The following is a 23139-nucleotide window of genomic DNA, read 5'->3' as shown; positions in this document are numbered from 1 at the left end:
CGGGGTGCGCTCCAACTCCGCTCCAGCCGCCGCTCGACGACCGTTGGACCGTGGTTACAGGCGCGCGGGCGAGCGTGGGGACGCTCGGTCGGACGACGCGGCACGTAGCGGCGGGCGGTACGGCACCGAGCAGGACACCGGACGCACGACAGTCGAGGAGCTCCCGTGCACGCCTTCTACAAGGACGCCGACTTCCAGTTCGCCGTCGAGAACCTGCTCGGCCGCGCCTTCCACCGGGCGACCGACGTGGGCGAGGTGCTGGCGACGATCGACCGCATCCCGAACGGGGACACCGCGGCCTGGGTCGCGCAGTGGACCGCCACGGCCGACCGGGTGGTCGAGCAGGCCCGCGCGGCGGAGGCCGGCGGGCACCCCCGCTCCGCCGCCGCCCGGTTCCTGCGGGCCGCGACCTACTACGCCGAGGCCGCCAACATGGCCGGCGATCCCGGCTTCGCCCAGCTGTGGGAGCGCCACCGCGACGCCTGGGACGGGTTCGTCGACCTCACGAACGGCCTCGGGGACGTCGCCGTCGAGCGCCTCGCGATCCCCTACGAGGACACCACCCTGCCCGGGTACGTCTTCCGCTCCGGCTCCGCCGACGGCCCCCGCCGCACCCTGGTCTTCACCAACGGCAGCGACGGCTCCGTCGTCGGCGTGTGGACGCGCGCCGCGGCCGCCGCCCTCGAGCGCGGCTGGACCGTGGTCACCTACGACGGCCCGGGGCAGAACGCCGCGCTGGTCCGGCAGGGCATCCCGTTCCGGCCCGACTGGGAGCACGTCCTGACCCCGGTGGTCGACCACCTCGTCGCGCGGCCGGACGTCGATCCCGCCCGGATCGCGGTGGCCGGCGTGAGCCAGGGCGGCTTCTGGGTGCCGCGCGCCGTCGCGTACGAGCACCGCGTCGCCGCGGCCGTGGCCGACCCCGGCGTCGTCGACGTCTCCGCCGCCATGCTCGCCCAGCTGGGGCACTCGATGGTGAAGCTCCTCGACGCCGGCGAGCGGGAGAAGTTCGACCGGGACATGGCCTGGGCGCTGAAGCTCTCCGCCCGCACCCGCCGGGTGCTGCAGTGGCGGATGCGCCCCTACGGCGTCACCTCGCCCTTCGACTTCTTCACCGCGGCCCGCGCCTACACGCTCACCGACGCCGAGCTGGCCGGGATCACCTGCCCGATGCTGGTCACCGACCCCGAGCACGAGCAGTTCTGGCCCGGCCAGTCCGCCCGCCTGGCCGAGGCCCTGACCTGCGACGTCACGCTGATGCCGTTCACCGCCGCCGAGGGAGCCGACGGGCACTGCGAGCCCCTCGCCGCCGGACTGCGGGACGAGCGGGTCCTCGACTGGCTCGACGAGCACGTCCCCGCCTGACCCGGCCGATGGCCCCCGCGCCCCCGTCCTTCGCCCGCCGGCACGCCTGGATCGGCGTGCTCGTCGTCGGCGCCGCGCTGTTCCTCGCGGTCGAGCGGACCATGGTCGCCACCGGCAACCCGAACTTCGTGCCCTCGTCGATCCTGCTGGGCGCGGCGATCGTCCCGGCGGCGTTCCTGACCTTCGTGTACGGCCGCCGGCTGCCCTACGACGTGCCGGCGCCGGTCGTCGCGACCGCGGCCTTCCTCGGCGGGGTGATCGGCACGGTCGTCGCCGGCACGCTGGAGTACGACGCCCAGCGCGATCTCGGCTTCCTGCCGATGGCCGCCGTCGGGCTGATCGAGGAGACCAGCAAGCTGCTGATCCCGCTCGCCGTGCTGATCTTCTTCCGCCGCTACCGCACCGCGTCGGACGGGCTGCTCGTCGGCGTCGCCGCGGGCGCGGGCTTCGCCGCCCTGGAGACCATGGGCTACGCCTTCGTGACCCTGCTGCAGTCGAAGGGCAGCCTGATCGCGACCGTCGACGTGCTGCTCCTGCGCGGGATCATGAGCCCGGCCGGGCACATGGCGTGGACCGGCATCGCGGCCACCGCACTGTTCGCCGCGGCGCAGTCCGGCTGGCGGGGCCGCGCGATCGGCCGGTTCGTCGCGGCGTTCGTGCTGGCCGTCGCGCTGCACACCCTGTGGGACAGCCAGTCCTCGCTGATCGGGACGGCGATCGTGGCGATCGTGAGTCTCGCGGCCCTCGGCTGGACGGTCCACCGGGTCGCGCGCAGTGCCGGCGTGCCCGGTCGGCACGGCCGGCGGGCCGCCGTCCGGTGAACGGAGGGGTGGCAGGCTGGGCGGCATGCCACGGGTGGCGACCGGGGAGTCCGTGCTCTCCCGCGCGGTGCGGATCTTCGAGGCGTTCGGGGCGGCCCAACCGGACCTGACCGTCACGGAGATCGCGCGGCGGTCGGGGCTGCACGTCGCCACCGCGTCCCGGCTGGTCGCCGAGCTCGTCGAGCACGGGCTGCTCGCCCGGCGGCCCGACGGGCGGGTCCGGATCGGGGTGCGCCTGTGGGAGCTGGCCCAGCGGGCCTCCCCCACCCTGTCGCTGCGCGAGGCCGCGATGCCGTTCCTGGAGGACCTGCACGCGGTCGTCGGGCACCACGTGCAGGTCGGCGTCCTCGACGGGGACGAGGTGCTGTTCCTCGAGCGGCTGTCCGCCCCCGGCGCGGTGATCAACTACACCCGGATCGCCGGCCGGCTGCCGCTGCACGCCTCGTCGTCGGGGCTGGTGCTCACCGCATTCGGGCCGCGTGAGCTGCAGGAACGCGTGCTCGCCGGACCACGGGAGCGGTACACCGCCGAGACCCTCACCGACGCGGGCCGGCTGCGGGCCGTCCTCGCCGCGATCCGGCGCGACGGGCACGTGATCACGCCCGGGCACATCCATCCGGACGCGACCGGGACCGCCGTGCCCGTGCGCGACGCCGGCGGCGAGGTCGTGGCCGCGCTGTCGGCGATCGTGCCGAACGACGGCCAGGCGTTCACCGTCGTCCCCGTGCTGAAGGCCGCGGCCCGGGGCATCGAGCGGGCACTGGCACCTGACCAGCGGGAACGGAGAACCTCTCTCAATCATTGAGAACGGCCTTCTGCGCGGCGGGACGGGGTCCGCATCCTCTGTCCACCCGATCCCACCGCCGGAGGACCGCCCCGTGATCACCGCCGATCGCCCGCCCGTCGCCCCCGAACCGACCGTCCCGAGCACCGCCGTGGCGGCGACGGTCCGGGTCGCCGCCAAACGCGTCGAGGCCGACGGCGTCGTGTCCCTGGAGCTCGAGGCCCCCGACGGCGCGCGGCTGCCGGACTGGACCCCGGGCGCCCACGTCGACCTGGTCCTGCCGGACGGGACGACGCGCCAGTACTCGCTGTGCGGGGACCGGTGGGACGCCCACCGCTACCGCGTCGGGGTGCTGCGCGAGCCCGCCGGCCGCGGCGGCTCCGCCTACGTCCACGACCGCCTGGCCGTGGGCGACGCGGTCGGTCTCGGCGGCCCGCGCAACAACTTCCCGCTCGTGCCCGCGGCGCGGTACCTGTTCGTGGGCGGCGGCATCGGGATCACCCCGCTGCTGCCGATGATCCGCCAGGCCGCGCTGCTCGGGGTGGACTGGGAGCTGCTCTACGGCGGCCGGACGCGCGCGTCGATGGCGTTCGTCGGGGAGCTGGCCGAGCACGGCGAGCGGGTCCGGATCGTGCCGCAGGACGAGCACGGCCTGCTGGACCTGCGCGGCTTCCTCGGCGATCCCGACCCCGGCACGCGGGTCTACGCCTGCGGCCCCGCGCCGATGCTCGCCGCGCTGGCCGCCGCGACCGCCGCGTGGCCCGCCCATACGGTCCGGACCGAGCGGTTCGTGGCCCGGGAGCTCGGCACGCCCGCCCGGGACACGGCGTTCGAGGTCGAGCTCGCCCGCAGCGGCCGGACCGTCACGGTCCCGCCCGGCCGGTCCGTGCTCGCCGCGATCGCCGAAGCCGGCGTGGAGGTCCTCTCCTCCTGCCGCCAGGGCACCTGCGGGACCTGCGAGACCGGGGTGCTCGCCGGCGAACCCGACCACCGCGACTCGATCCTCGACGACGACGAGCGCGCCGCCGGCGACTGCCTGTTCCCGTGCGTCTCCCGGGCCCGCAGCGACCGCCTCGTCCTCGACCTCTGACGCCCACCTTCCACCACCAGGAGCCCGCCGTGACGCTCACCGCCGAGCCCGCCCACGACCTCCCCACCAGCGACGTCGACCCGTTCTGCCCCGAGGTCCTCGAGGACCCGCTGCCCTTCCACGCCGCCCTGCGCGAGGCCGGCCCGGTCGTCCACCTGCGCCGCTACGACGTGTTCGCCTTCGCCCGCTACGAGCAGGTCCGCGCCGCCCTCGTCGACTGGCAGGGGTTCCAGTCCGCCGCCGGCGTCGGGCTGTCGAACTTCCGGCACGAGAAGCCGTGGCGCCCGCCGAGCCTGCTGCTCGAGGCCGACCCGCCGCGGCACGACGCGCCCCGCCGGGTGCTGCAGAAGATCCTCGGCCCGCGGGCGCTGCGGAAGCTGCACGAGGCCTGGCTCGCCGACGCCGACCGGCTCGTCGACGAGGTCCTCGACGCGCAGGGCCCGGAGTTCGACGCCGTCCCGCACCTCACCGAGGCCTTCCCGCTGCGGGTGTTCCCCGACGCCGTCGGCATCCCGCAGGAGGGCCGCGAGCACCTGCTGCCCTACGGCGACCATGCGTTCAACGCCTTCGGCCCGGCCAACGAGCTGGTGGAGAAGGGGGCGCCGCGGGTCGGCGAGCTGTCGGCGTGGGTCGCTGCGCAGTGCGCGCGCGAGGTCCTCGCCCCGGAGGGGTTCGGCGCGGACATCTGGGCCGCGTCCGACCGCGGGGACATCACCCCCGAGCAGGCGCCGCTCGTCGTCCGCTCCCTGCTCACCGCGGGGGTGGACACCACCGTGCACGGCCTGTCCGCGGTGCTGTGCGCCTTCGCGACCCACCCCGAGCAGTGGCGCCGGCTGCGGGAGGAGCCGGGCCTGGCCCGGGTCGCCTTCGACGAGGCGGTGCGCTGGGAGTCGCCGGTGCAGACCTTCTTCCGCACCGCGACCCGGGACGTCCCGATCGGCGGGCACGTGATCCCCGACGGCCACAAGATCCTCATGTTCCTGGGCGCCGCCAACCGCGACCCGGCCCGCTGGGGTCCCGACGCCGACGCGTTCGACCTGGCCCGGGACCCGTCCGGGCACGTCGGGTTCGGGATGGGCATCCACCAGTGCGTCGGGCAGCACGTGGCCCGGCTCGAGGCGGAGGCCCTGCTCACCGCCCTGGCCCGGCGGGTGGAGACGATCGAGCTCGCGGGCCCGCCGCGGCGCCACCTCAACAACACCCTGCGTGCCTGGGAGGCTCTGCCCGTCCGGCTGCGCCCGGCCTGAGCGCCGCCGCCCCGAGCGGAGGAGGAGCCCGTGCCCGGTGAGGCCGAGTGGACCGCGCTGATCACCCGCTACTACGACGGGTGCAGCGCGGGCGACGTCGACGCGATGCTTGCGACCCTGCACCCCGACGTCGTCCACTGGTTCCTGGCCCCGAACACCGGCTCGACGGCGGTCGCGGGCGCGGAGCACCTCGCCCGGTACTGGCGCAAGGTCACCCGCATGCTGCAGGCGCGCTGGGTCGTCGACAGCATCTGCGCCGCGCGCGAGCAGGCGGTCATCGAGTGGACCATGTTCTGGCTGCCCGAGGGCGCGGCCGGCCGCGTCGCCACCCGCGGGGCCGAGTGGTTCACGGCCGAGGACGGGCTGATCCGGGAGATCCGCTCCTACTACCAACTGCGGCCCGAGACCACGGAGCTCGACGGGTTCCCCTACGCCGAGCGCGGCTACTCCGTGCCCGGTGCGGAGCGCAGCCTCGTCCACCCGGGCGCCGAGGACCACGGGCCGGGCGGTCGGTGATCAGCGCCGGGCCGCGGGGAGCACGCCCACGGCGATGGCGAGCAGCATCGCGGCGGTGTCGGCGGCGTCCTCGTCTGGGTGGGTGAAGCACCGCAGGAACAGCAGGAAGGTCAGCTGCTCGGCCAGGTCCGCGGGGTCGCGCTGGTGGCCCAGCTCGCCGCTGCGCTGCGCGGCGTCGAGCAGGACCGCGATCGGTTCGGGCACGGGCGTGCCGAGGCGGGGGTCCTCCGGGTCCGGCGCCGACGGCCGGCGCTGCACCCGGGCGGTGTAGTCCTGGACCGCACAGGCGAAGGCCGCGGTGAGCGCCTGCTGCCGCCGGGCGACCCGGCTGATCCGCCGCAGATGGGCGGCGAGCGCCTCGGTTCGGGCCCCCGGCAGCGGCGGCCCCCCGCCTGCGGTCTCGCCCTCGGGCTCGGGCTCCTCCTCGGGCTCGGCGTCGAGGCCCTCCTGCCACGCGACGGCGTAGGCGGCGCCGATCAGTGCGTGTTTGGTGGGGAAGTGGTTGTAGGCGGTGGCGGGGCTGACCCCGGCGACCCGGGCGACGTCCTCCACCCGCGTCTCCACCCAGCCCTGGTCGGCGAAGACGTCGCGCGCCGCGGTCAGCAGCGCGGTGCGGGTGCGGGCGCGGCGCGCCAGGGCGGTGCGCCGACGCGAGTCCCGCCGGGCCTGCGAGTCGCCGGCCCGGGCCCGGGCGCCCTCGTCCCGCCCCTCCGGAAGTTCGCTCGTCGCCATCCGCGTGCCCTTCCGCTCCCCGCAGGAAGACGCTCGGCACGGAACTAGCCGTGTTACATCAGGGGTGACACCTGTCACTCACTGCGGCGCCGAGACTCCGGACGGTGGGCCTCGCGCCCGCGGCGAGATCCGCCGCGCGTCCCCACCGCAGCCGCCACGGCCGCAGCACGACGATCCCGGCGTCGGGCGAGCTGAGGCCGCCGGCGAACATCGCGGCCGGGTCGAAGCCGACAGGCGGGTCCGGTTCGGTGAACAGGTGCCAGGAGCGGGCCGGCTGCGGGTCCCACTCCGCGCGGCACTCGGCGACCGCGACGTCGTGCTGCTGGTCCCAGTACGAGCACGAGGCGTAGGGGTGCGCGGTGAGGTGGGCGGACTTCGGCGACGAGCGCCGGCTCGTCACCCGCCCGACCAGGCTCCCGTCGGCCTCGACCGTCCACAGCGGGTGCACCACCCGGGAGCGGGGGCGGCCGCGGGCGTCGACGGTCGCGAGCGTGCACCAGACGATGCGGTGGGCGATCGCGACGAACTCGGCGAACTCGGACGCCGTGGTGGACATGCCGACCACGGTAGATGCACAACCATGGTTGTACAATTAGGCTTGTGGACATGGAGATCGACCTCGTCACGGCGGTGCACCTCGCGGGCCTCGCCCTGAACGCCGAGGCGCTGCGCCGGGTGCACGCCGCCGGGCACCCGGAGATCCGGGTGTCGCACGGATTCGTCGTCCAGCACGTCGTCGAGGGGCCGCGGCCGATCGGCGAGATCGCCGAGCGGATGGGGGTCACCCAGCAGGCGGCATCGAAGGCCGTCGCCGAGCTCCAACGGCTCGGCTACCTGGAGCGGACGCCCGATCCGCGGGACGCGCGGGTCCGGCTCGTGCGGCTGTCGGCGCGCGGCACGGCGGTCGTCGAGGACACCCGGCGGATCCGCGCGGAGATGGAGGAGGACTTGGCCGACGTTCTCGGCGCCGGCCGCGCCGCCGCCCTGCGGTCCGCGGCGCAGGCGGCCCTGGACTGGGCGGGCGGCGGGGAGGCCGTCCGGGCCCGCCGGGTCCGCGCCCCCTCGTGAACCGTCACGGTCGACGGAGGTAGCCGGGCAGCGCGAACCCGAGCCACGGTCGGCGGCCCCAGGCGAGGATCCGCCCGCGCAGCGCCGGACGCATCGGCGTCGTCCGGCCGTAGAAGACCAGCAGGAAGGCGGCGGGATCGGCCCAGAGGTGGCAGTCGACCGGGTCCGCCACGGGCGCCGGCCGGACGGTGAGCGTGCCGTCGGCGACGTCGAACACCACCCGGGCGCCGGGGTCGCCGCGCAACCGGACGTCGATCCGGGCGTGCACGCCCGCGGTCGCCGCCGCGTCCACGTACAGCGGGAGCGCCGGCAGGGCCGCGCGGAACACCGTCCGCGCCCAGGCCCGCGGCAGTTCCCAGGGCTCGCCGAGCGCGACGGCGACGTCGTGGCCGTGCACCAGCGCCTCGCCGAGGGTGAGCCCGAGCAGGGCCGGCACCGACAGCGACAGCCCCGCATGCCAGGTCACCGGGCCCTCCGCCCGCGCCGCGGCGGCGAAGTACCGCTCCCCCGCCTCGTCGACGGCCCGCGCCAGCCCCTCCGGCGTGCGGTCGGTGGCCTCGGCGATCGCGGCGGCGCTGAACGTGGCGGTCTGCTCCACGGCGGTGGCCGGCGAGGGCGTGCCGCCGAGGAAGTCGGTGTACCGGTCCATCGCCCAGGCCACGTGTACCGCGACGTCGCGCACCGACCAGTCCCCGACGGCGGGCGGGTCGCCCGGGCCGATCCGGCGCACCAGCGCGGCGAACCGGGCGACGGCCTCGCGGGCCTGGCCGGCGACGACGTCCCGGTCCGGGGCGAGCGCGGCCACCGGGTCGGCGGTCACAACGGCTCGGTGTAGCAGACGGCCTTGCCCTCGACGGCCACCACGCCGTCGTCGCGGGTCACCCGGACGTCGAGGGCGGTGATCGGCTTGTCCTCCCGGGCGGAGGTGACCTCGACCGTCCCGGTGATCACGTCGCCGGGCCGGACGGGGGCCTTGAACCCCAGGTCGAGCTGCAGGAACACGCTGCCCGGACCGGGCAGGTCCTCGGCGACGACGGCGTTCAGCAGCGCCGTGGTGACCCCGCCCTGCACCACGATCCCGCCGAAGCGGGTCGCGGCGGCGCGCTCCTCGTCGTAGTGCAGCGGGTTGCGGTCCCCGGAGATCTCGGTGAACAGAGCGATGTCGCGACGGGTCACGAGCCGGGAGCGGCTCGCGGTCGCGCCGACGCGGGGCACGGTGCGCTGGGCGGTGTCGCGGGTGTCGGTCATGTCGGGCTCCCGGAGGCGGTGTCGGGGTGGTGCTCGGTCGGGATCGACGCTAGGAGCGCAGCGCCGCCCCGCCATCGGTGTCGGCTGCCCATCTCGCGGGCCCACCTGCCCACCCTCCGCCCCCGCACCACATGGGCCATCGTCCGCCGGAGATGGGCAGCCGTCACCGATGGCCCGCGGGTCCTCGCTCCCTAGCGTCGTGACCACACCGGATCCCTCAGGAGGACACCATGATCGAGACCGTCACCGGGACCGTGGTCGTCGGCGCCGGGCAGGCGGGGCTCGCGATGAGCCGCTGCCTCACCGACCGCGGCCTGCCGCACGTCGTGCTGGAACGCGCCGGGATCGCCGACAGCTGGCACAGCCGCCGCTGGGACTCGTTCCGGCTGCTCAGCCCCAACTGGCAGACCCGGCTACCGGGCTGGCACTACGCAGGTGCGGATCCGGGCGGCTTCATGACCGGCACGGAAGTGGCCCGGTACCTGCAGGACTACGCCTGGTCGTTCGACGCGCCGGTGCGCACCGGGGTGGACGTCCGGCGGCTGTACCGGGTCGCCGGGGGCTGGCGGCTCACGACGAGCGCGGGCCGGTTCCTCGCCCGGAACGTCGTCGTCGCGACCGGGGACCTGGCGCGTCCGCGGATTCCCGCGGTGGCGGCGGACCTCCCCGCGCGGATCCACCAGCTGCACACCGCCGACTACCGCAACCCCGACCAGCTGCCGCCCGGCGCGGTGCTGGTCGTCGGTGCCGGGCCCTCCGGGCAGCAGATCGCCCTCGAGCTGGCCCGGGCCGGCCGGACCGTGCACCTCGCCGTCGGGCGGCACAAGGCGCTGCCCCGCCGCTACCGCGGGCACGATGCCTATTGCTGGATGGAGCGGCTCGGCATGCTGGACCGCACCGTCGACACCCTGCCCGGGCCGCCCGGACGCACCCCCAACGCGGTGCTGGCCGGCGGGACCCGGGACCTCGACGTCCCGCGGCTGGGCGGCGAGGGCGTGATCGTGCACGGACGGCTGCTGGGCTGCACGGACGGCCGGTTCCGGTTCGGCGACGACGACCTGGCCGCCATGGTCGCCGACGCCGCGGCCAACGCGACCCGGTTCCGACGCGCGGTCGACGAGTTCGTGGCGCGGACGGGGATGGACGTGCCCGTCGAGTCCGCACCCCCGGCCGCCTCGGTGCAGGCCGGCCCGGCGCCGGCGCCGGAGGGGATCGCCGCCGTGGTGTGGGCGACCGGGTTCGGCCGCGACCACGGCTGGATCGAGGCGCCGGTGTCCGGCATGGACGGGGAGATCGTCCACTCGCGGGGCGTCACCGCCGCGGTCGGGCTCTACGCGCTCGGCCTGCGCTGGCAGTACCGCCGCTCCTCGAGCTTCCTCGACGGCGTCGGCGCCGACGCCCAGTACCTGGCGGAGGTGATCGCCGAGCGGGCCGCGGAGCGCCCCACCGCCCTCGCCGCCTGACCACCGACCCGGACGCCCCGCCAGGTGCGGGGCGTCCGGCGTTCTCGGACTGCCCGTGGTCGCTGGGTGGGTGCGCTGGCGGTAGTCGACCAGCCCGCCCTCGAGGGTGAGATGCCGCCGACGCCCGCATGATCGCTGTCTGCGTGCCCGACCAGCCGCAGGTGCACGCCACCAGCGATCGCCAGCTGCTGTCGGCGCACTGTGAGGTACAGCCGACGCCGTGATCAGCGCTTGCGTGCGGCGGCGGTCCGACCAGCCGCGCGTGCACGTCATCAGCGATCACGAGCAGCTGTCGGCGCAGCCATGAGTGGCAGCCGGCGCCGTGATCAGCGCTTCCGTGCGGTGGTGGCCGTCCAGGGAGTCCTCAGCGCACATCACCAACGATTGGAGGCGGGGCGTGCGCGCGCTCCCGAGAGCAGCTCGCCCATGATCAACACACCGCCACCCGGCCGTCCGTGCGTGATCGGCGTCTGCGTGCGGCAGCGGCAGCCCGACCAGCAGCAGGTGCACACCATTAGCGATCATCAGCTGCTGTCGGCGCACTGTGAGGTGCAGCCGACGCCGTGATCAGCGCTTCCGTGCCCTTATGGCGGTCCAGGGAGCCCTTAGTGCACCTCACCGGCGATCACGGAAACGGAGCGTGCGCGCGCTCCCGAGAACAGTCCGCACATGATCACCACGCGCCGCCGCCCGGCCGCCCGTCCATGATCAGCGTCTGCGTGCGGAAGCGGCAGTTCGACCAGCCGCATCCGCACTCCAATAGCGATCACGAGGTGCTGCGGGCGCTCGTGATCGGTGCGTGAGTGCGGTGGTGGCGGGCCCATGAGCGCTCCGCGCACACCAACAACGATCATGGAGACGAGGCTGGGCCCACGCCACGCTGCTCGGGACGCCGCACACTGCCGACCCTCCGCGCATGATCGGCGTTTGCGTGCCGTAGTGGCAGTTCGACAGGCCCTGTGTACACCGCAATCGCGATCACTCGCCGAGAGTGGCCGAGACTCCGGACACCACCGATCGCCGTCCCGGTACCCGGGACGGCGATCAGGGAGAACTCAGGCGGCCTCGGTGAGTGCGACCGTGACCAGCAGGTCCGGGCCGGAGGTGTGCACCTCGAAGCCCGCGCGGGCGAGGAGGAACTGCAGCGGCTCGTGGACGTCGTCGCTGGTGTGGAGCGGGAGGGCGGCCCGAAGACTGCCGTCGGGGCCGAAGCAGGTCTCGTCGGTGCGGAGCCAGAAGGCGTAGGAGCCGAGGGCTCCGGGCGCCCGGGTCCACAGGTCCACGAGCAGGCGCTCGCGGGCCTCGTCGGCGGTGCCCGGGAGCGACTCCTCCGCGGCCACGCCGTACCGGACGAGCTCGGTGAGGGCGAGCAGCAGCCGGTCCCGGTCGCTCACCACGCCGACCATGCCGATCACGCCGCCACCTCCCCCACCGTGGTCCGCTCGTCGAGCCGGCGCAGCAGGCGCACCTCGGGCCGCATCGCCGCGCTCTCGGCGAGCAGCAGCGCGCGGATCTCCCGCAGGTCCCAGCGGTACCCCGCGATCTCCTCGGCCACCGAGAACAGCAGCCGGGACACGCGGTCGCGGGTGCGGCCGTAGTCGAGCTCGCCCAGGACGGAGCGGGTGAGCAGCTCGGCGTCGCGCAGCGCGTCGGTGATGCCGTGCGCGGTGAGCGGGTCCTTGAAGTACCCGGCGTCGCCGACCAGCGCCCAGCCCGGCCCGGTCGGCGTGCGCAGCACCGCGGGTGCTCCGGGGAACCCCCGCAGCGGACCCTGCCGCTCCCCCAGCGCGACGCCCGCGGCCCGGCCGAACACGTCGTCGAACAGCATTTCGAGCCCGCGGGGCCGGCCCGCGGCGAACTCGGCCGGCGGCATCCCGGCCCACACGCAGGCCAGGCCGTCGTTGGTCGGGATGATCCCGGCGGTCGCCCCGGGGACGTAGAACCACTCGTACCCGGCGGCCGGCGCCGGGAAGTACCCGTAGACGATCGCGCTCGCGGCCCGGCCGCGGCGCACGGTCCCGGCGCCGACCAGCGTCGCCGTGGTCGAGCGGGCCCCGTCGGCACCGACGGTCAGCGGGGCGCGGGCGCGCAGCGTCCCCCCGCCGCGCACCCGCGCCTCGATGCCGGACACGCGGTCGTCGCGCCGGAGCAGGCCGGTCACGTCCGCCCCGAGCCGCACGGTCGCACCGGCCGCCTGCGCGGCGTCGAGCAGCACCGCGTCGAGCACGGTCCGGCGCGGCGCGTAGAGCGGCGCGGACATCTCGACGACCTCGGTCTCAGGTCCGTAGTGGAAGGTCGTGGTGGCGACCGGCGGCGTCCCGGCCGCGACGATCGCGTCCAGCAGGCCCCAGCGTTCGAGCTGGACCACCCCGCCGCGCATCAGCGCGTGGGTGGAGAGGGTGTCCCGGGTGGGGTCGGCGCGGTCGACGAGCAGGACGTCGAGCCCGGCCCGGGCCAGCAGCATCGCGGTCGCGGAGCCGGCGCACCGGGCGCCCACGACGATCGCGTCGTACGAGTCCATGACGGACCTCCGGGATGACGGGCAGGTGGCCGGGCGACCCCTCGGCGCGCCCGGCCACCTGCGGCTCAGGCGGTGACGACCTCGAGGTCGACCGGGACGCCGTTGGTCACCGAGTCGAACACCACGGACCGGTCGCGGCCCCGCTCGACGACCTGGCGCAGCTTCTCCGGCGGCGCGTCGCCCGCGATGGTCACGGTCATCCGGATCCGCTCGAAGCCGTTGCGGTAGTCCTCGGTGTTGACGCCCATCGCGCCCTGCACGTCGAGGTCACCCTCGAGCGTGGAGGACACCGAGGTCAGCCGTACGCCGCGGGCGGCGGCGGAGTAGACCAGCGAGGTCGTGACGCACGCGGCGAGGGCGTGCAGCAGGAACTCGGCCGGGTTGGGTCCGGTGTCGGTGCCCAGCAGGATCGCGGGCTCGCCGGCGTCGAGGGTGAAGGCCTCGGTGCGCGAGGTGTCCTCGGCGCAGGCGGCGTAGAAGCCCTTGATCGTCGAGCGGTTGTGCGCGCCGTCGATCCAGGTGTTGGTGGCGCGGAACCGGAACTGCGCGATCTCCGGCTGGGCCTTGATGGCGTCGAGCGTGGCGAACATGGTCGCGGTGTCGACGCCGTTGCGGACGGTGTCGGTGACGGTCTGGCTCATGGGTGCTCCTCGGTGCTGGTCTCGCGGCCGGCGGGTCCGGCCCGACGAGACACACCGTGCCCGGGAGCGGCGGGTCGGCCCATCGGCGAGAGCCACCCATCTCGGCCGGGCACCTACCCATGCCCGTGCGGGTGGGCATGGGTAGGTGCCCGAGATGGGTGCCCGTCACCGATGAGAGGGGCGCCCCCGCGGACGGACGATTCCGGCGTCCCGATCCGAGCAGACGAGACAGGGAGGACGAGACATGACCGCCATGACCCCCGCCGAGGCGTCCCACCTGCGCCGTGCCGCGGCGCGCGCCCTGCGCACCCATCCCGGCCCGATCGGCGAGCTGCTCCACCGTGAGCTGCTGGCCTGGCAGGACTTCGGGCACCGCTTCGGCGGCGGGCGGCTCTCGATGCGCGTGGCCGACGAGATCCTCGCCGCCCCGCTTCCCCCCGGCGCACAGCCCGACTGGGCTCCGGGCCTCCGCCCGGTCAGGGCCGGGGACGCGGCATGAGCGATCACCCGCTCACCGGTGCACCTCCAGCGCGGCCAGCGCCCGCGCCGCGTCCCGGCGGGAGGCGACGCCCAGCTTCTGCAGCACCGCCGAGACGTGGTGGTCGACGGTCCGCACCGACAGCACGAGGGTCGCCGCGATCTCGGGATTGGTCCGCCCGGCGGCGACCAGCCGGAGGATCTCCAGCTGGCGGTCGGTGAGGCCGGCCGGGTTCTCGCGGGTGGCCTGCTGGGGCCCGCGCGGGACCCGGTGCACGCCCATCCCGCGCAGCCGCGCGCGGACGAGCGCGGCGGCCGGCCGGGCGCCGAGGGCGTCGAGCACCGCGAGGCCCTCGAGGGTCGGGGCGGCCTCGCCCGACGCGGTCAGTTCGAGCGCCCGCTCGTAGGGGGCGCCGATGCGCTCCCACGCGGCGGCCGCCGCCCGCCAGTCGCGGCGCAGCCCGGCGGCGTACTCCTCGGGGCACCCGGGGAAGGGGGCGACCGGGTCGCCCAGCCGGTGCAGCCAGCGCAGGAGCTCGCCCCGCTCCCGCTCACGGCCCGGGCCCTCGGTCCGCGCGAGCAGGGCGCGGGCGTGGTCGGCGAGGGAGTCCTGCCCGGTCAGCCACGCCTGCTCGGCCTCCGCGACGGCGGTGGCGACCATCGCGGGCAGGGTGCGGGCGCTCTCGGCGTTCGCCCAGGCCGTCGCCAGCAGCTCGGGCGCCTCGGCGCTGCCCTGCCGCACCGCGATCTGGGCCAGCGTGGGCAGGGCCTGCCGGGCGACCATCCCGCCGCCCTCGACGTCGTCGAGCCCCCACCGCAGCTCCGCGTCGGCCTCGGCCCAGTTCCCACGCAGCGCCGTGAGCCGGGCGCCGAAGGAGCGCACCACGCGGTCGTGCGTGGTGTGCTCGGTGACGTCCGTCTGCCGCCGGTTCACCTCGAGCACCTCCTCCAGCTCGGCGTACCGGGCGTAGCGCCAGAGGAGCGAGGCGAGGTTCGTGTGGCCCATGACCACGTCGTCGAGCCGGCCGAGCTCCTCCGCGAGGGCGGTCCCGGCCAGCACGTCCTCGCGGCCGCCGGCGTCGCCGAGCTGCCACCGCGCGCGGCCCCGGTAGATCAGGCCGGTGGGCCGGAGCGGGGCCAGGCCGAGCCGCCCGCCGAGGGCGAGGGCCTCGTCCACGGCCTCCAGCCCCTCGCGCTCGCGGTCCAGGTTCACCAGGATCACGGCGCGGTAGGTCAGGGCGAAGGCCAGCGCGAACGAGTCTCCCCCGGGGCGCAGCGACGCGACGGCCCGGTCGACCGACCGCAGCCCGTCGTCGATCTGGAGGGCGGCCCACTGCTGCAGCGCCAGGGTGCTCAGCGCCTGCCCGAGCGCGGCGGGGTCGCCGAGCTGTTCGCGCAGCGCGACGGCTTCGGTGCCCGCACGGACCGCGCCCGGCCGGTCGTTGCCGTGGAAGTGCGTCCAGGCGAGGTCCTCCAGCAGCGCGGCCCGCTCGGCGTCGGGGAGCGCGGTGCGCAGGGCCTGCTCGTACAGCGCGGCGGCCTGGCGGTGCGCGCCGGCGACGGCCGCCTGCCGCGCTGCGGCGGGCGCGTACTCGGCCAGCGCGGCGTCGTCGCCCGCGCCGGCGGCGTGGTGCACGACGCGGGCGAGGTCCGGCTCGTCGTCGGTGAGCAGGGCCCGCAGGACGGCGGCGTGCAGGGCCATCCGCCGCGTCGCGGGGAGGGAGCCCTCGACCGCGCGGCGCGCGAGCTCGTGCCGGAAGGTCACCGCACCCGGGTGCACCTCGAGGATCCCCGCGCGCTCGGCGGGCGCGAGCACCGAGAGGTCGCCGAGCAGGGCCCTGGCCAGCGGCAGCCCCGCCCCCGAGGGGACGACGGCGAGCTGCTCCAGGGCCGCGAGTGCGTCCGGCGGCAGGCCCCGGACCCGGGCGAGCACGGCGTCGACGACGGTGGCGGGGACCGCGTCCGGCCCCGCCGCGACGGCCTCGGTGACGAAGAACGGGTTGCCGCCGGTGAGCCGGTAGAGCGCGGCCGAGGTCGCGGTCGTTCCGCCGGCGAGCGTCGCCACCGCACCTCGGGAGAGGCCGGTCAGCGGGAGCCGGCGCGAGCGGGGCAGGGCCCCGAGGACCGGGCGCAACGGGTGGTCGGGGCCCAGCTCGTCGTCGCGGTAGGTCAGCACGAGCATCGCGGGCAGGTCCGCGATCCGCCGCCCGACGTGGCGCAGGACGTCGAGCGTGGGCTCGTCGGCCCAGTGCACGTCCTCGACGACCAGCACGGCCGGCGACGCCTCCGCGGCGAGCAGGTCGAGCACCGCGTCGTAGACCGCGTCCCGGTCGCCCCCGGCCAGGGCCGCCGCCAACGGGCCGTCCTTCGGCGCGGCGTCGCGCAGCGGGCCGAGCGTGCGCGGCGAGAGCAGGTCGTCGCAGGCACCGAGGAAGGCGCGGGCCCGCCCGGTCAGGCGGCGGCGGAAGGCCCGGACCACGCTCGTCTTGCCGATGCCGGCCTCGCCGTGCACGAACACGACCTCGCCCGCACCGTCGGCCGCCGCAGCCAGCGCGGCCTCCAGCTCCGCGAGCTCCCGCTCGCGCTCGAGCAGCTCCATCCCCCGATCGTGGCAGCGGATCCCGGCGGCCCCATCGTCCGAACTGGGCATCTCCTACCGATCCGCGCGGGTCCCGCGACGAGCAGCATCTCCTCATCAGCCGAACCGAGGAGGACCCGTGACCGTCGACCGCCTGCTCGCCCTCTGGGCCGTCCCGCCGGACACCCGGCCCGATCCCGAGGCCGACTTCGCCGCCGTCTACACCGATCCCGTGCTGGTCAACGGCACGTCGATCACCGTGGCCGAGATGGTGGACCGCGCCCGTGCGCTGCACGCGGCCTTCACCGGGCACGAGCGCGAGGTGCTGGAGGTGGTGGAGACGCCCGGCAAGCTCGCCGTGGCGTTCCGGCTCGTCGCCGACCACACCGGCCCGTGGTCGACCGCGGTCGGGGAGCTCGCCCCGACCGGGAAGCGCCTCTCCCTGACCGTGGTCGACGTCCTCACCCTCGCTCCGGACGGCCGGATCGCGGCGATCGTGATGGTCGCCGACGAGCTCGGCCGCCTGCGCCAGGCCGGTGCCCTCTGATCTCCACGGGTCAGAGGGTCGTCGCGGCGGCGTCGTCGGGCAGCAGGGAGTACATGACGACGTCGATCCGGCGCCCGCGCACCACGAGGCGGCGCCGCAGCGTGCCCTCCGCGGTGAAGCCGGCGGCCTCGGCCACCCGCCGCGACCCGGTGTTGGCGGGGTCGACCTCGAGCTCGACGCGGGCGACCCCGACCTCCCGCAGGCACCAGCGCGCGAGCGTGCGCAGGGCGTCGCGGGCCAGCCCCCGGCCGCGGGCCGCGGCCGCGAGCCAGTAGCCGATGTTCGCCGTCCCGCCGCGGACGCCGTGCGCGCCGATGCTGCCCACCGGTTCGCCGGTCGCGGGGTCGACGATCGCGAACACCGCGTCGCCCTGCTCCCAGGCCTGCGGGGCGAACCTCGTGACGTAGCCGACCGCGTCGTCGTGGGAGTAGGGCGACGGCACCGTGGTCCAGCGTTGGATCTCGGCGTCCTGGCACGCGGCGAAGACGGCCTCGGCGTCGTCGGCCGTCCAGGGGCGCAGCCGGACCCGCGCCCCGGTCAGCACCGGCTGGGTCTCCCGGACCGTCGTCATCCCGCCACTGTCCCGGCCCACCCGGCCGCCCGACACGGGCCGGAGGGCCCGATCACGGCAGCTCGGTCCGGGCCTTCGCGTCGAGCAGGCTGTGCAGGACGGCGTCCCGACGCGCGGCCAGCTCGGCCGGGTCGGTCCCGGCGAGCTCGGCGTCGACCCCGGCGACGAGCGTCGCGACCAGCTCCGGCGTCAGCGTGACCTGCCCCAGGTCCCGCCACCACTTCTCGGTCGGCGGGCCGAGGTGCTCGAGGACGTGCGCGATCCCGCCGGGCCCGCCGGAGAGGTGCTGGTTCGCGAACGGCCCGAGCACCGCCCACCGCAGCCCCGGTCCCTGGGAGATCGCGGTGTCGATGTCCGCGACGGACGCGACACCCCGTTCGACCAGCGAGTACGCCTCCTGCCACAGCGCGGCCTGCAGCCGGTTCGCCACGTGGCCGGGCAGCTCCTGGCGTAGCCGGATCGGCTTCTTGCCGACGGCGGTGTAGAAGGCGAGCGCCTGCGTCACCGCCTCCTCGGCGGTCCGCTCCCCCGGCACCACCTCGACCAGCGGGATCACGTGCGGCGGGTTGAAGGGGTGCCCGATCACCACCCGCTCCGGGTGTGCCGGGCAGCCGCGGGCGATGGCCGACGGCAACAGCCCCGACGAGCTCGACGCCAGCACGACGTCGGGTCGCGCGGCCCCGTCGAGCACCGCGAACAGCTCGTGCTTGACGTCCTCGCGCTCCGGGCCGTTCTCCTGCACGAAGTCCGCGTCGGCGGCGGCCTCGGCCGGGTCGGCGGTGAACGCCAGCCGCTCCGGCGTCGCCCCGTCGACCGGGGTGAGGGTCGGCCAGAGCGCGGCCACCTCCTTCCGCAACCGCTCCTCGGCGCCGGGCGACGGGTCGGTCGCGACGACGTCGAGCCCGCGGGCCAGGAAGTGCGCCGCCCAGCTGACCCCGATCACCCCGGTGCCGACGACGGCGACCCGCTCCACCCCGGCCGCGCTCACGCCCGGCTCCGGGCGAGCGCGACGAACGGGTCCAGCGCGGTCGGGTCGGCGAGCACGTCCCGGCTCGCCACGTCGTCGAGCGCCGCGCCGAGCAGGATCTTCTTGGCCGGCAGCTCCAGCTTCTTGCCCGTCCGGTTCTTCGGCACCACGGGCACCTCCTCGATCCGGTCTGGGATGTGCCGCGGCGACAGCTCCGTGCGCAGCGCGGTGGAGATCCGCCGGCGCAGCGCGTCGTCGAGCACGACTCCCTCGCGCAGCTGGACGTAGAGCTGCAGCTCCCCGTTGCCCCCGGCCGTGTCCTCGAGGTGCACGACCAGGCTGTCGACGACCTCGGGCAGCTCCTCGACCACCCGGTAGAACTCCGCGGTGCCCAGCCGGACGCCGCCGCGGTTCAGCGTCGCGTCGGAGCGCCCGGCGATCACCGCGCCGCCCCACGGCGAGAAGCGCACCCAGTCCCCGTGCCGCCACACGCCCGGGTACCGGTCGAAGTAGGTGCCGCGGTAGCGGCTGCCGTCGGCGTCGCCCCAGAAACCGACCGGCATCGACGGCATCGGGGTCGTGATCACCAGCTCGCCCAGCTCGCCGACGACCGGCTCGCCCTTCTCGTCGAACGCCTGCGCGTCGACGCCGAGGCAGGGCCCGGAGATCTCGCCGACCCGGACCGGCTGCAGGGGACCGCCCTGCACGATGCCGGAGCAGACGTCCGTGCCGCCGCTGCCGACGTTGAGCAGCACGTCCGGCCCGAACTCCTCCGCCACCCAGCGGTAGCCCTCGGGCGGCAGCGGGCTGCCGGCCGCCCCGATCTGCCGCACCCGCGACAGGTCGAACTCGCGCGCGGGCCGCACGCCCTCGGCGCGGCAGGCCATCAGGTAGCCGGGGCTCGCGCCCATCAGCGTGGCCCCGGTCTCGGCCGCGAGCCGCCACTGCCCGCGGATGTCCGGGAACAGCGGGTTGCCGTCGATCATCACGATCGACGCGCGCACCAGCAGCGAGGAGACCAGCGCGTTCCACATCATCCACGCGGTGGTGGAGAACCAGAGGATCCGGTCGCCCGCGCGGAGGTCCCAGCTCAGCCCGTGGTTCTTCAGGTGCTCCAGCAGGATCCCGCCGTGCGAGTGCACGATCGCCTTGGGCTTGCCGGTGGTCCCCGAGGAGAACAGCACGGAGAGCGGGTGCGCGAAGGGCACCGGGTCGAACGCGAGGTCGCCGGGCTCGGCCAGCAGATCCGCCCAGGCGAGGGTGTCCGGCAGGTCGTCGGGGCCGTAGGGGACGTGCACGACGTGCTCGACGGTCGACAGCCCGGCCCGGATCTCCGCCACCTGCGCGCGGCGGTCGATCGCCTTGTCCCCGTAGCCGTACCCCGAGACGGTGAGCAGCACGGTGGGCTCGATCTGCCCGAACCGGTCGATCACGCTGCGGGCGCCGAACTCGGGGGCGCAGCTCGCCCACACCGCCCCGAGGCTCGCGGTGGCCAGGAACGCCACCAGGGTCTCCGGGATGTTGGGCAGGTAGGCGACCACCCGGTCGCCGCGGCCGACGCCGAGCCGTTCCAGCCCGGCGCGGGCCCGGGCGACCTGCGCGCGCAGCCCGCCCCACGTCAGTTCCTGCCGGTCCCGGGTCTGCGAGTAGGCCAGGACGGCGACCTCGGCGTCGTCGGCGCCCGTGTCGAGCAGACCGACGGCGTGCTCGGCGTAGTTCAGCGTCGCACCCGGGAACCACTCCGCGCCCGGCATCTCGCGGCGCCCGAGCACCCGCTCCGGCGGCGCGGCGAACCGGACGCCGAAGAACCCGGCGACGGCGGACCAGAAGCCCTCCGGGTCGTCGACCGACCAGCGGTGCAGCGCCGGGTAGTCCTCGAACGCCAGCCCGCGCTCCTGTTCCAGCCAGCCGAGGAACCGGCCGATCTCGGTGGTCTCGCGCACGTCGTCGGCGACGGGGCGGAGCAGCTCGGGCGTGGTCGTCCCGATCGCGGTCACCGGCGGACCCGCCCGCCCCGGCCCGCGAGGAACGCCCGCATCCGCTCCTGCGCCTGCTCGCTGCTGCCCGCCAGCGCGGCGACCATCGACTCCATCAGGTAGCCCTCGGCCGGGTTGGCCTCGGCGATGCGCGGCAGCGCCTGCAGCACCGCGAAGTTCGTGACCGGTGAGTTCGCGGCGATCTTCCGGGCCAGCTCGACCGCCTTGGCCAGGCCCTCCCCCGGCCCCACGAGGTAGTGCGACAGCCCGAGCGCCTGCCCCTCCTCGGCCGCGAGGACCCGGCCGGTCAACATCATGTCGGCCATCCGGTGCGCGCCGATGAGCCGCGGCACCCGCACGGACCCGCCGCCGCCGACGAACAGGCCGTGCTGTCCCTCCGGCAGGGCGTAGAACGCGCTCGGCTCGGCGACCCGCAGGTGCGTGGCCGACGCCAGCTCGAGCCCGCCGCCGATGACCGCGCCCTTGAGGACGGCGACGACCGGGAGCCGGCCGCGCTCCATCCGCTCGAACGCGCGGTGCCACATCATCGAGTGCTCGAGGCCCTCGAACGCGTCCCGCTCGGTCAGCTCGGACAGGTCGAGGCCCGCGCAGAAGTGGTCGCCCTCGGCGTCGAGCACCACGGCCTTCACGCCGGCCGGCGGCGCGCTGAAGAAGGTCTCGACACCCAGCACGGTCGGGTCGTCGAGCGCGTTGCGCTTGGCGGGCCGGGTCAGCCGAAGCACGGCGACGTCCCCGTGCCGCTCGACCTGCAACGACTTCGGCAGCAGGGCCTCGACCCCCTCGGCGGCCGGCTGCTCCGGCCGCGGTGCGGCGCTGGTCATGACGCTCCCTCCGGCCGCGACCCCGCCGCGACCCGTTCGCTCGGATGCTCGTCGGCCGCGCGCCGGCGCAGGTCCACCCGGCGGAGCTTGCCGGTGGCGTTGCGCGGCAGCTCCGCCACGAACTCGACGTACCTCGGAACCTTGTACCGGGCCAGCCCGGACTCGAGATGGGCGCGCAGCGCCGCCTCGGTCAGGGCCGCCCCCTCGCGGACCTGCACGTAGGCAACGCCGACCTCGCCCCAGCGCGGGTCGGCGACCCCGACGACGGCGCACTCGGCGACCGCGTCGAGCTGCACCGCGACGGCCTCCACCTCGGCGGGGTACACGTTCTCCCCGCCGGAGATGTACATGTCCTTGACGCGGTCGACGACGTGTGCCCACCCGTCCGCCTCGACCCGCAGCACGTCGCCGGTCCGGAACCACTGCCCGTCGACCAGGCTGTCCCCGGTCTCCGCGGGCAGGTCCCAGTACCCCGCGAACACGTGCGGCCCGCGCACCACCAGCTCCGCCGGCTCGCCGCCGGGCGGCTCGGGGCGCCCGTCGCGCAGCTGGGCGACGTCGGTGAAGAAGTGCGGCACGCCGACCGCCGTCGGGTGCGCGGCGGTGCCGTCGTGGGTGCTCATGTAGACCCCCGGCGCCGCCTCGGTCATGCCGTAGCCCTGGATCAGCCGCACCCCACGGTCCAGCCAGGCCCGCGCGACGCGCTCCTGCACCGGAGACCCGCCGTACTGCACCAGGGTGAGCGAGCTCAGGTCGGTGGCCGCCCAGCCCGGGTGCTCGCACATCATCTGCAGCATCGTCGGCACCGCGGAGAAACCGGTGATCCGCCCCGCGGAGATCCGCTCCAGGACCAGCCCGGGATCGGCCTTGGGCAGCACCTCGACGCTGCCGCCCTTGAACAGGGTGGGCAGCGTGACCTGGCCGAGCCCGACGCAGTGGAACAGCGGGGCGATGCACAGCGCGCGGTCGGTGCTCAGCACGTCGACGTGCGCGAGGAAGTTGACGGTGTTCCAGGTCAGGTTGCCGTGGGTCAGGACGGCACCCTTCGGCCGACCCGTCGTACCGGACGTGTAGAGGATCAACGCCGGGTCGTCGAGGGAGACCGCGGGCTCGGCCGCGAGCTCCGGACCGGCGGCGATCTCGGCCTCGTAGTCGAGGCGGTCGGCGCCGCCGTGCACCGCGACGAGGTGTCGCAGCGCGGCCGGCCGTGCGCCGAGCGCGGTAGCGACCAGCGCGTCCGTGTCCGCGCTGTGCACCAGGACGGACGCCCCGGAGTCCTCCAGCATGAACCGGATCTCGGGCCCGGACAGGCGGTGGTTGAGCGGGACCGCGATCGCCCCGAGCAGCCACGTCGCGAAGAAGGTCTCGAACACCTCGACGGCGTTCACCCCGGCGTAGGCGACCCGGTCACCCGGGCCCACGCCGAGCCGGCGCAGCGCCCCGGCGTACCGGGCCACGCGGCCCGCGAGCCCGGCGTAGGTGAGCGAGCGGTGCGGGTCGCTCAGCGCCACGCGGTCCGGGGTGATCCGGGCCCGCCGCGCGGGCCAGGTCCCCAGGCCCGCGTTGGGACCGGCGACGAGAGTCGGGTTCATGCGTCCACCACCGTTGGTGCGGCCGGGTCGATCGGGACCATGGAGCCCACTTGCGCTCAAGCTCCCTGACACCGAATTAGTAGCAAGGAGCTT

24 protein-coding genes are annotated in these 23139 nt (G+C 75.4%); 11 read left to right on the top strand and 13 right to left on the bottom strand.

What is annotated here, in order from left to right; translation table 11 throughout:
- Positions 1–165: 165 nt before the first annotated feature.
- The 6 genes from PKE99_RS26330 to PKE99_RS26305 all read left to right on the top strand — a co-directional run bounded on the left by PKE99_RS26330 (position 166) and on the right by PKE99_RS26305 (position 5823).
- Positions 166–1365: an alpha/beta hydrolase family protein gene (locus tag PKE99_RS26330; protein ID WP_037050800.1), complete on the top strand. Its 1200-nt coding sequence runs from the start codon at positions 166–168 to the stop codon at positions 1363–1365.
- 8 nt (positions 1366–1373) lie between these two features.
- A complete protein-coding gene (locus PKE99_RS26325) occupies positions 1374–2186 on the top strand; it encodes a PrsW family intramembrane metalloprotease (RefSeq protein ID WP_037050802.1) in 813 nt (270 codons plus the stop codon).
- Between the two features lie 25 nt (positions 2187–2211).
- Complete coding sequence (locus tag PKE99_RS26320) at positions 2212–2991, top strand: IclR family transcriptional regulator (RefSeq protein WP_051738022.1); 780 nt, start codon at positions 2212–2214, stop codon at positions 2989–2991.
- 73 nt (positions 2992–3064) lie between these two features.
- Positions 3065–4060 (top strand): PDR/VanB family oxidoreductase, encoded by a 996-nt coding sequence (locus PKE99_RS26315; RefSeq protein ID WP_486362884.1) that lies wholly within the window; start codon positions 3065–3067, stop codon positions 4058–4060.
- Positions 4061–4089: 29 nt separating this feature from the next.
- Positions 4090–5307: a cytochrome P450 gene (locus PKE99_RS26310; RefSeq protein ID WP_037050804.1), complete on the top strand. Its 1218-nt coding sequence runs from the start codon at positions 4090–4092 to the stop codon at positions 5305–5307.
- Positions 5308–5337: 30 nt separating this feature from the next.
- On the top strand, positions 5338–5823 hold the full coding sequence (locus tag PKE99_RS26305) for a nuclear transport factor 2 family protein (RefSeq protein ID WP_037050807.1): 486 nt from the start codon (positions 5338–5340) through the stop codon (positions 5821–5823).
- On the opposite strand, the gene PKE99_RS26300 is transcribed toward PKE99_RS26305, so the two are convergent.
- Together PKE99_RS26300 and PKE99_RS26295 are read right to left on the bottom strand one after the other, a co-directional pair.
- Positions 5824–6555, bottom strand: coding sequence for a TetR/AcrR family transcriptional regulator (locus PKE99_RS26300; protein ID WP_037050810.1), 732 nt, complete (start codon positions 6553–6555; stop codon positions 5824–5826).
- 58 nt (positions 6556–6613) lie between these two features.
- Entirely contained in the window at positions 6614–7111 is a 498-nt protein-coding gene (locus PKE99_RS26295) for a pyridoxamine 5'-phosphate oxidase family protein (protein ID WP_051738024.1), read from the bottom strand.
- 50 nt (positions 7112–7161) lie between these two features.
- Between PKE99_RS26295 and PKE99_RS26290 the strand changes: the two genes are divergently transcribed.
- Entirely contained in the window at positions 7162–7623 is a 462-nt protein-coding gene (locus PKE99_RS26290) for a MarR family winged helix-turn-helix transcriptional regulator (protein ID WP_037050813.1), read from the top strand.
- Positions 7624–7627: 4 nt separating this feature from the next.
- Here PKE99_RS26290 and PKE99_RS26285 read toward each other — a convergent pair whose 3' ends face one another.
- Positions 7628–8443: a maleylpyruvate isomerase family mycothiol-dependent enzyme gene (locus PKE99_RS26285; RefSeq protein ID WP_051738009.1), complete on the bottom strand. Its 816-nt coding sequence runs from the start codon at positions 8441–8443 to the stop codon at positions 7628–7630.
- Positions 8440–8871, bottom strand: a complete 432-nt coding sequence (locus PKE99_RS26280) for a MaoC family dehydratase (protein WP_037050816.1) — start codon at positions 8869–8871, stop codon at positions 8440–8442. Before PKE99_RS26280 ends, PKE99_RS26285 begins: the two co-directional genes overlap by 4 nt.
- Positions 8872–9101: 230 nt before the next feature.
- Here PKE99_RS26280 and PKE99_RS26275 point away from each other — a divergent pair, with 230 nt between their 5' ends.
- Both PKE99_RS26275 and PKE99_RS26270 read left to right on the top strand, forming a co-directional pair.
- A complete protein-coding gene (locus PKE99_RS26275) occupies positions 9102–10334 on the top strand; it encodes an NAD(P)-binding domain-containing protein (protein WP_037050818.1) in 1233 nt (410 codons plus the stop codon).
- Between the two features lie 426 nt (positions 10335–10760).
- Positions 10761–10901, top strand: coding sequence for a hypothetical protein (locus tag PKE99_RS26270; protein ID WP_156067945.1), 141 nt, complete (start codon positions 10761–10763; stop codon positions 10899–10901).
- 488 nt (positions 10902–11389) lie between these two features.
- Here PKE99_RS26270 and PKE99_RS26265 read toward each other — a convergent pair whose 3' ends face one another.
- From PKE99_RS26265 to PKE99_RS26255, 3 genes are all read right to left on the bottom strand, one after another.
- Positions 11390–11749, bottom strand: a complete 360-nt coding sequence (locus PKE99_RS26265; protein ID WP_037050821.1) for a hypothetical protein — start codon at positions 11747–11749, stop codon at positions 11390–11392.
- Positions 11746–12855 carry an NAD(P)/FAD-dependent oxidoreductase gene (locus PKE99_RS26260; RefSeq protein WP_037050823.1) on the bottom strand — a complete coding sequence of 370 codons (1110 nt, stop codon included), beginning with the start codon at positions 12853–12855 and terminating at the stop codon, positions 11746–11748. Before PKE99_RS26260 ends, PKE99_RS26265 begins: the two co-directional genes overlap by 4 nt.
- 65 nt (positions 12856–12920) lie before the next feature.
- On the bottom strand, positions 12921–13496 hold the full coding sequence (locus tag PKE99_RS26255) for an OsmC family protein (RefSeq protein ID WP_037050826.1): 576 nt from the start codon (positions 13494–13496) through the stop codon (positions 12921–12923).
- A 244-nt stretch (positions 13497–13740) separates the two neighbouring features.
- Between PKE99_RS26255 and PKE99_RS26250 the strand changes: the two genes are divergently transcribed.
- A complete protein-coding gene (locus tag PKE99_RS26250; RefSeq protein ID WP_051738010.1) occupies positions 13741–13995 on the top strand; it encodes a hypothetical protein in 255 nt (84 codons plus the stop codon).
- Positions 13996–14007: 12 nt separating this feature from the next.
- Here the strand turns inward: PKE99_RS26250 and PKE99_RS26245 are convergent, their stop codons facing one another.
- Positions 14008–16572, bottom strand: coding sequence for an ATP-binding protein (locus PKE99_RS26245; RefSeq protein ID WP_037050829.1), 2565 nt, complete (start codon positions 16570–16572; stop codon positions 14008–14010).
- Positions 16573–16690: 118 nt separating this feature from the next.
- On the opposite strand from PKE99_RS26245, the gene PKE99_RS26240 reads away from it, so the two are divergent.
- Positions 16691–17098, top strand: coding sequence for an ester cyclase (locus tag PKE99_RS26240; protein ID WP_037050831.1), 408 nt, complete (start codon positions 16691–16693; stop codon positions 17096–17098).
- A 10-nt stretch (positions 17099–17108) separates the two neighbouring features.
- Here the strand turns inward: PKE99_RS26240 and PKE99_RS26235 are convergent, their stop codons facing one another.
- From PKE99_RS26235 to PKE99_RS26215, 5 genes are read right to left on the bottom strand one after another with little or no spacing between them, the layout of a single operon-like run.
- The gene (locus PKE99_RS26235) at positions 17109–17669 is read right to left on the bottom strand and encodes a GNAT family N-acetyltransferase (protein ID WP_037051013.1); all 561 of its coding nucleotides are present in this window, start codon (positions 17667–17669) and stop codon (positions 17109–17111) included.
- A 52-nt stretch (positions 17670–17721) separates the two neighbouring features.
- On the bottom strand, positions 17722–18657 hold the full coding sequence (locus PKE99_RS26230) for a 3-hydroxyacyl-CoA dehydrogenase NAD-binding domain-containing protein (protein WP_037050832.1): 936 nt from the start codon (positions 18655–18657) through the stop codon (positions 17722–17724).
- Positions 18654–20633 (bottom strand): acetoacetate--CoA ligase, encoded by a 1980-nt coding sequence (locus tag PKE99_RS26225; protein WP_231498367.1) that lies wholly within the window; start codon positions 20631–20633, stop codon positions 18654–18656. The genes PKE99_RS26230 and PKE99_RS26225 overlap by 4 nt, the downstream gene beginning before the upstream one ends.
- Positions 20630–21454 (bottom strand): crotonase/enoyl-CoA hydratase family protein, encoded by an 825-nt coding sequence (locus PKE99_RS26220; RefSeq protein WP_051738011.1) that lies wholly within the window; start codon positions 21452–21454, stop codon positions 20630–20632. Before PKE99_RS26220 ends, PKE99_RS26225 begins: the two co-directional genes overlap by 4 nt.
- Positions 21451–23046: an acyl-CoA synthetase gene (locus tag PKE99_RS26215; protein ID WP_037050839.1), complete on the bottom strand. Its 1596-nt coding sequence runs from the start codon at positions 23044–23046 to the stop codon at positions 21451–21453. The genes PKE99_RS26220 and PKE99_RS26215 overlap by 4 nt, the downstream gene beginning before the upstream one ends.
- Positions 23047–23139: the final 93 nt, after the last annotated feature.

Source organism: Pseudonocardia halophobica (genome assembly GCF_027922425.1).
Taxonomy (GTDB): Bacteria; Actinomycetota; Actinomycetes; order Mycobacteriales; family Pseudonocardiaceae; genus Pseudonocardia; species Pseudonocardia halophobica.
The sequence above is the reverse complement of the archived record's forward strand: the minus strand, read 5'-3'. Positions and strand labels throughout refer to the sequence as shown.

Bases quoted from the DNA above. Each gene is read 5' to 3' on its own strand.
- PKE99_RS26300 (WP_037050810.1), bottom strand. From the start codon at position 6,555: ATGGCGACGAGCGAACTTCCGGAGGGGCGGGACGAGGGCGCCCGGGCC.
- PKE99_RS26245 (WP_037050829.1), bottom strand. From the start codon at position 16,572: ATGGAGCTGCTCGAGCGCGAGCGGGAGCTCGCGGAGCTGGAGGCCGCG.
- PKE99_RS26275 (WP_037050818.1), top strand. From the start codon at position 9,102: ATGATCGAGACCGTCACCGGGACCGTGGTCGTCGGCGCCGGGCAGGCG.
- PKE99_RS26325 (WP_037050802.1), top strand. From the start codon at position 1,374: ATGGCCCCCGCGCCCCCGTCCTTCGCCCGCCGGCACGCCTGGATCGGC.
- PKE99_RS26295 (WP_051738024.1), bottom strand. From the start codon at position 7,111: ATGTCCACCACGGCGTCCGAGTTCGCCGAGTTCGTCGCGATCGCCCAC.
- PKE99_RS26280 (WP_037050816.1), bottom strand. From the start codon at position 8,871: ATGACCGACACCCGCGACACCGCCCAGCGCACCGTGCCCCGCGTCGGC.
- PKE99_RS26255 (WP_037050826.1), bottom strand. From the start codon at position 13,496: ATGAGCCAGACCGTCACCGACACCGTCCGCAACGGCGTCGACACCGCG.
- PKE99_RS26215 (WP_037050839.1), bottom strand. From the start codon at position 23,046: ATGAACCCGACTCTCGTCGCCGGTCCCAACGCGGGCCTGGGGACCTGG.
- PKE99_RS26320 (WP_051738022.1), top strand. From the start codon at position 2,212: ATGCCACGGGTGGCGACCGGGGAGTCCGTGCTCTCCCGCGCGGTGCGG.
- PKE99_RS26220 (WP_051738011.1), bottom strand. From the start codon at position 21,454: ATGACCAGCGCCGCACCGCGGCCGGAGCAGCCGGCCGCCGAGGGGGTC.
- PKE99_RS26250 (WP_051738010.1), top strand. From the start codon at position 13,741: ATGACCGCCATGACCCCCGCCGAGGCGTCCCACCTGCGCCGTGCCGCG.
- PKE99_RS26235 (WP_037051013.1), bottom strand. From the start codon at position 17,669: ATGACGACGGTCCGGGAGACCCAGCCGGTGCTGACCGGGGCGCGGGTC.
- PKE99_RS26260 (WP_037050823.1), bottom strand. From the start codon at position 12,855: ATGGACTCGTACGACGCGATCGTCGTGGGCGCCCGGTGCGCCGGCTCC.
- PKE99_RS26270 (WP_156067945.1), top strand. From the start codon at position 10,761: ATGATCAACACACCGCCACCCGGCCGTCCGTGCGTGATCGGCGTCTGC.
- PKE99_RS26290 (WP_037050813.1), top strand. From the start codon at position 7,162: ATGGAGATCGACCTCGTCACGGCGGTGCACCTCGCGGGCCTCGCCCTG.